This window comes from Bacteroidales bacterium (genome assembly GCA_035342335.1).
In the GTDB taxonomy this organism is placed as follows: Bacteria; Bacteroidota; Bacteroidia; order Bacteroidales; family JAGONC01; genus JAGONC01.
Window position 1 is genome coordinate 1 of sequence record DAOQWY010000050.1, and the last position, 4,801, is coordinate 4,801.

Here is a 4,801-nt window from a genome sequence, read left to right on the forward strand (position 1 = left end):
ATGGATCTACGAACAAGGAACAAAGAATTCTGAATACCCCGTAGGGGTTATAGTATTGTAGTAGCAGGATGACCAGACAGACGCCCAAATACCCCGGAGGGGTTAAACAATTGAAGAATGGATTTAAGAAACAGAGGAACAGAGGAATTCTGATTTCTGAAATGAAATCAGAATTCAAAAATGAATGTTCTTTGTTCGTAAATCAGTACTTCTTCAGAGAGCAAATAACAACGAATGACAGTCAGCAGCCTGTCCCCGCGAGTGAAACGAAGCGGGGATCAGCGGTCAACAGTCAGCGGTCAGCGTTCAGCAGTCACCAGTCAGCGGTCAGCGTTCAGCAGTCACCAGTCAGCAGTATAACAATAGAACAGTAGAACAATTGAACAAGAAATAACAATTTGACAATTTGACAATTTGACAATGGAACAATAATCAATGATCAGTGATCAGTTAACAATGAGCAATTAAATTATTATTATCTGTTATATAAGTACAAAAATCCCTATATTTGTCCTTCTCAAATAGTACAAAAATGAAAGAAGTATTCAAAAGGCTGATCACCGAATCGATTGAAAGGGACTATGAAGGGGTGAGGGAAAGGGCACTGGCAGTGCCTGACGACATGAACAAGATCATCACCATCATCGGGGCGCGCAGAAGCGGGAAAACACACTTCCTGTATTCCGTCATCGATAAATTACGGAAGACCATGAGGCGTGATCTGCTGGTGTACATCAATTTTGACGATGACCGCCTTTTCCCCCTGGAGATCAGGTTGCTAACTGATCTTATTGAGGGCTATTATGAACTTTATCCCGAAAACAAGGACGAAAAGGTGTACTTCTTCCTGGATGAGATACAAAACATCCTCAACTGGGAGCTTTTTGTCAGCCGGATCTATGAGCGGGAGAACTGCCGCATTTACCTTACCGGCTCTTCATCGAAGCTCTTAAGCAAGCAAATCGCCACCTCGCTCCGGGGCCGCACCATGGTGTATGAAATATTCCCGCTAAGCTTCGGCGAGTATCTTCAGTGGAAGTCCATACCGGTTGTCGAATATTCTGCACGGTCACAGGCTGCCATTGTCCATGCCTTCGAGCAGTACATCCGGTCCTCTTCTTTACCCGAGCTGTTTGACTTTCCTGCCGATGCGGCGAACAACGTGCTGCACGAGTATGTGAACATGGTGATATACAGGGACCTGATCGAGCGGTACCAGCTGTCGAACCATTACCTGATCAAGTACCTGGTGAAGTTTTTATTGATCAACACCGGCAATCTGCTGAGCATAAATAAAATGTACAATGATTTCAGGTCGCTGGGCATCAGGGTGGCTAAGCAAAGCCTTTACCAGTACATTGATTACCTGGAGGATGCGTTTATTTTTTACCCTGTTCCTCTTTTTACCAACAGCATCAGCGAGATGAACCGCAACCCGCGCAAGGTGTACTGTGTTGACAATGGGCTGAAGGAGCTGGTCAGCATCAGCAGGGATACGGGGCGGCTCTTTGAGAACCTTGTCTATCTGCAGCTCAGGAGAAAGCACCAGGAGATCCGGTACTTTCGGCAGAAGCAGGAGGTGGATTTCTGTTTTTATAATGACAGCAAGGAAATTGAACTGATCAATGTGTGTCATTCTTTGCAGGACCATCAGACCAGGCATCGTGAGACGGAGGGGCTGAGGGAGGCGATGAAGGCCCTGGAGGTGGGGCACAGCGTGCTGATCAACAATGAAGTGGAGGAAGAGATGGCGGTGGATGGCAAGACCGTTTCCATTGTCCCGCTGTGGAAGTGGCTGCTGAGGGCGGGGTGACGCTTGGCAGTTGGCAGTTGGCAGTTGGCAGTCGGCGGTCGGCGGTAAGAGATCGAGCAGCAACTATAAACATGAAATCCCGAAATTACATTGATGGTTTTTTATTAAATTCGATCAGTCGATTGACGGTTTTGTAGTATATTTGGAGAAAAAATCATGCTAAGCAGATTCATTGAACTTTCGGAACGCACGATTGAGTCTGTAGATACCAGGTATACACGGAATCAGATCTCCCTGCTCAGTCAGCCTGAACGGCTTATTGGTATAAAAGGCAGCAGAGGGGTTGGTAAAACCACGCTCCTGCTCCAGCATGCAAAATCAAACCTGAAGATCGGAACGAGATTATATGTCAGCCTGGATAATCCTTTCTTTGCGAAGAACAATCTCCTGGAATTTGTTGATGAATACGTAAAGAACGGTGGTAAGCACTTACTCCTTGATGAAGTTCATCATTATAAGGATTGGTCGGTATCACTGAAACATATTTACGACAATTACAAAGATCTGCATATAATATACACAGGCTCTTCCCTGTTGCATCTTACCAAAGGCAGGGCCGACCTGTCGAGAAGGAGTATCCTGAGCACGCTATACGGTTTATCGTTAAGGGAGTATATCAACCTGACAAAAGGGACTGATTTTCCTGCCTGTTCCCTGGATGAAATTTTATCCGGTCATATGGATATCTCCAGGTCAATAAATGATAAAGTAAAGCCAGTCAAAGAATACAACGATTACAACCAGGTCGGATACTATCCTTTCTTTCTGGAGAACAGAAAAACCTATCATATAAAATTAATGGAGATCATCAACCAAGTCATCGAATCGGATCTGCCTCTGGTGGCTAACATCAACTATTCGAATGTCAGCAGGATGAAACAGCTCATACAGATCATCGCTGAGTCGGTGCCGTACAAGCCCAACCTGGAAAAGCTCAGTGGCCTGACCGGTTTAAGCATCAATACCCTGAAGGATTACTTATATTATTTAAATGAGGCCATGTTGATCTCTTTACTAAGATCTGATAAAAAAGGCATTTCGAAGCTGGCTAAACCTGAGAAGATCTATCTGCATCATCCGAACCTGATGTTTTGCCTGGCTACAGAGAACTCAAACCAGGGCAGTATCCGGGAAAGTTTTTTCTTCAACCAGGTCAAAGCCTTGTTTGAAGTAGGTTATACCGATAAAGGTGATTTTTCCGTCGGTAAAAGGCATCACTTTGAAATAGGCGGAAAGAACAAGAAATACAGGCAGATTGCCAATATAGAGAACTCATATATTGCAGCGGATGATCTTGAGACCGGATTCAAAAACACCATCCCGCTGTGGTTGTTTGGGTTTTTGTATTAAAAAGTGGAAAAGAGAAGAAGACAGTTCGAAGTATGGATCTACGAACAAGGAACAAAGAATTCTGAATACCCCGTAGGGGTTATAGTATTGTAGCAGGATTAACCAGACAGATATACAAATACCCCGGAGGGGTTAAACAATTTGAAGAATGGATTTACGAACAAGGAACAAAGAATTTTGAATTCTGAAATGAATTCAAAAATCAAAAATCATCATTTTTTGTTCGATAGTATCAAACAGATTTGTAGTTTAGCAGAATATAAATAAGAATGATTCTGGAAAGTGTCATAGAGCGGGTTGTGGAACAACAGAGCATAGTCATTGCTAACCGCGATACAGGCTTACCGAGGGAGCTGGTTCCCGCTGTGCAAAGCCTCGCATCGCACGCTCTGATCATTTCGGGTGTGAGGCGTTGCGGAAAGAGCACCCTATTGATGCAGATGATGAAAGGGATGAAGGAGGAGACAGTCTATCTTAATTTTGAGTCTCCCCGGTTGTACGGATTCTCCCTGAATGATTTTTCCCGTCTGGATCATGTGATCAGGCGCAGTGGGACGGGCACGCTGTTCTTCGATGAAATACAACTGGTACAGGGGTGGGAGATGTACGTCAGGCAAAAACTGGACGAAGGCTTCCGGGTGATAATCACCGGATCGAATGCCTCGTTGCTCAGCCAGGAGATGGGCTCTAAACTCACTGGCCGTCACATCACACAGGAACTTTTCCCTTTCTCTTACAGCGAATTTCTTACCTTCAGGGACGAAGGCCCTTCGGCAGAAAGCCTGGGAGCCTATATGATCACCGGCGGTTTTCCCGAGTACGTAAAAAGCGGAGACCCGGAGCAGCTGGCCACGCTTTTCAACGACGTACTCATTCGCGATATCGTAGCACGTTACGGGATCAGGGACATCAGGAGTCTGCAGCGGCTCGCCTCGTATCTTTTATCAAATACCGGCAACCGTGTCACGGCGACAAAGCTGAAACAACCGCTTTCGATCGGAGCCACCAGCACGGTTTTAAGCTGGTTTTCGCACCTGGAGATGTCCTGCCTGGTTTCCCTTATGCCCATGTATGGCGATTCCGTAAAAGCTCAAATGATCAATCCCCGCAAGGTGTACGCCATTGATCCTGGGCTGGTGGAGGCGATATCGGTTTCCATGTCGGAAGATGCCGGCCGGAAGCTGGAAAATGTGGTATTTTTGCATTTAAGGAGAAAGTACCGTGAGCTGTATTATTTTGATGAACAGGGTGAGTGTGATTTCGTGGCCATGGATCGTGGTGCCGTCGCAGAGATCGTCCAGGTATGTTATGATCTGACACCCGACAATCTCGACCGGGAGCTGAATGGCCTGATGAGAGCCATGAAGCGCTTCGGAAAATCCAGGGCAATCATCGTCACTTTCTCCGGCAGGGACAGGATCGGGAAAGATAGTTTTGAAATTGACGTAGTCCCGGCATGGGAGTACTTGACGGGAAGCAGCAAAATAAGTGAACAGCGAACGGCGAACAACGAATGACAGTCAGCAGTAGCCGGTAGACGGTAGCCAGTAGGCAGTAGCCAGTAGGCAGTCGGCAGTTGGCAATTGGCAATAGGCAGTAGAACAATGAACAACAATTTGACAATTTAACAATTTGAAC

General features: G+C 45.9%; 3 protein-coding genes. All 3 read left to right on the forward strand.

From position 1 onward, the window contains the following. Nucleotides 1-532 precede the first annotated feature (532 nt). The 3 genes from PKI34_13530 to PKI34_13540 all read left to right on the forward strand — a co-directional run bounded on the left by PKI34_13530 (nucleotide 533) and on the right by PKI34_13540 (nucleotide 4,680). The gene (locus tag PKI34_13530; protein ID HNS18826.1) at nucleotides 533-1,813 is read left to right on the forward strand and encodes an ATP-binding protein; all 1,281 of its coding nucleotides are present in this window, start codon (nucleotides 533-535) and stop codon (nucleotides 1,811-1,813) included. A gap of 156 nt (nucleotides 1,814-1,969) precedes the next feature. Then, nucleotides 1,970-3,163, forward strand: coding sequence for an AAA family ATPase (locus PKI34_13535; protein ID HNS18827.1), 1,194 nt, complete (start codon nucleotides 1,970-1,972; stop codon nucleotides 3,161-3,163). A gap of 269 nt (nucleotides 3,164-3,432) precedes the next feature. Further along, nucleotides 3,433-4,680, forward strand: coding sequence for an ATP-binding protein (locus PKI34_13540; GenBank protein ID HNS18828.1), 1,248 nt, complete (start codon nucleotides 3,433-3,435; stop codon nucleotides 4,678-4,680). Nucleotides 4,681-4,801 lie beyond the last annotated feature (121 nt).

Coding starts and splice junctions, on each gene's coding strand:
- PKI34_13530 (HNS18826.1), top strand. CDS start 533: ATGAAAGAAGTATTCAAAAGGCTGATCACCGAATCGATTGAAAGGGAC.
- PKI34_13540 (HNS18828.1), top strand. CDS start 3,433: ATGATTCTGGAAAGTGTCATAGAGCGGGTTGTGGAACAACAGAGCATA.
- PKI34_13535 (HNS18827.1), top strand. CDS start 1,970: ATGCTAAGCAGATTCATTGAACTTTCGGAACGCACGATTGAGTCTGTA.